Annotated in this window: 1 rRNA gene; it reads right to left on the bottom strand. The window is 58.0% G+C overall.

The annotated features are described in order from the left end of the window. Positions 1-1,595 (bottom strand): 23S ribosomal RNA (locus ACWEPX_RS31525); the annotation flags it as partial.

Below are 1,595 nucleotides of genomic sequence, written 5' to 3'. Positions count from 1 at the left end.
TCCCGGTCCTCTCGTACTAGGGACAGCCTTCCTCAAGTCTCCAACGCGCGCGGCGGATAGGGACCGAACTGTCTCACGACGTTCTAAACCCAGCTCGCGTACCGCTTTAATGGGCGAACAGCCCAACCCTTGGGACCTACTCCAGCCCCAGGATGCGACGAGCCGACATCGAGGTGCCAAACCATGCCGTCGATATGGACTCTTGGGCAAGATCAGCCTGTTATCCCCGGGGTACCTTTTATCCGTTGAGCGACGCCGCTTCCACCAGCCAGCGCCGGATCACTAGTCCCGACTTTCGTCCCTGCTCGACCCGTCAGTCTCACAGTCAAGCCCCCTTGTGCACTTGCACTCGACACCTGATTGCCAACCAGGCTGAGGGAACCTTTGGGCGCCTCCGTTACCCTTTAGGAGGCAACCGCCCCAGTTAAACTACCCACCAGGCACTGTCCCTGAACCGGATCACGGTCCGAGGTTCAGATGCTCAGTACGATCAGAGTGGTATTTCAACGACGACTCCACACCCACTGGCGTGAGCGCTTCCCAGTCTCCCACCTATCCTACACAAACCGAACCAAGCACCAATACCAAGCTATAGTAAAGGTCCCGGGGTCTTTCCGTCCTGCCGCGCGTAACGAGCATCTTTACTCGTAGTGCAATTTCACCGGGCCTGTGGTCGAGACAGCCGAGAAGTCGTTACTCCATTCGTGCAGGTCGGAACTTACCCGACAAGGAATTTCGCTACCTTAGGATGGTTATAGTTACCACCGCCGTTTACTGGCGCTTAAATTCTCAGCTTCGCGCTTACGCGCTAACCGGTCCTCTTAACGTTCCAGCACCGGGCAGGAGTCAGTCCGTATACATCGTCTTACGACTTCGCACGGACCTGTGTTTTTAGTAAACAGTCGCTTCTCGCTGGTCTCTGCGGCCGGCACACCCTAGCCCGAAAAGAGCTTCAAGCACACCGGCCCCCCTTCTCCCGAAGTTACGGGGGCATTTTGCCGAGTTCCTTGACCACAGTTCACCCGAACGCCTCGGTATTCTCTACCTGACCACCTGTGTCGGTTTGGGGTACGGGCCGCACGGACACTCGCTAGAGGCTTTTCTCGGCAGCATGGGATCACTCTACTTCGCCTCAATCGGCTACGCATCACGCCTCACCCTTATATGCAGCACGGATTTGCCTATGCTGCGGGCCACACGCTTGCACCAGTCACCAACAGCTGGCGGAGCTACCCTCCTGCGTCACCCCATCGCTTGACTACTACCGAATCAGATCCCGCGCTCCACCCACCAAACCCGAAAGTCCGGCAGGCTTTGGGCGGTTAGTATCAACGGCCTCATCAGGGACGCGTCCACACGGGTACGGGAATATCAACCCGTTGTCCATCGACTACGCCTGTCGGCCTCGCCTTAGGTCCCGACTTACCCTGGGCGGACGAACCTGCCCCAGGAACCCTTGGTCATCCGGCGGCAGAGATTCTCACTCTGCTTTCGCTACTCATGCCTGCATTCTCACTCGTATGGCTTCCACGACTGGTTCACACCGCCGCTTCCACAGCCATACGACGCTCCCCTACCCATCCACACCACTGCAC

This window comes from Actinokineospora sp. NPDC004072 (assembly GCF_053604195.1).
Note: the sequence above shows the minus strand (reverse complement) of the source record. Positions and strands in the feature narration are given on the sequence as shown.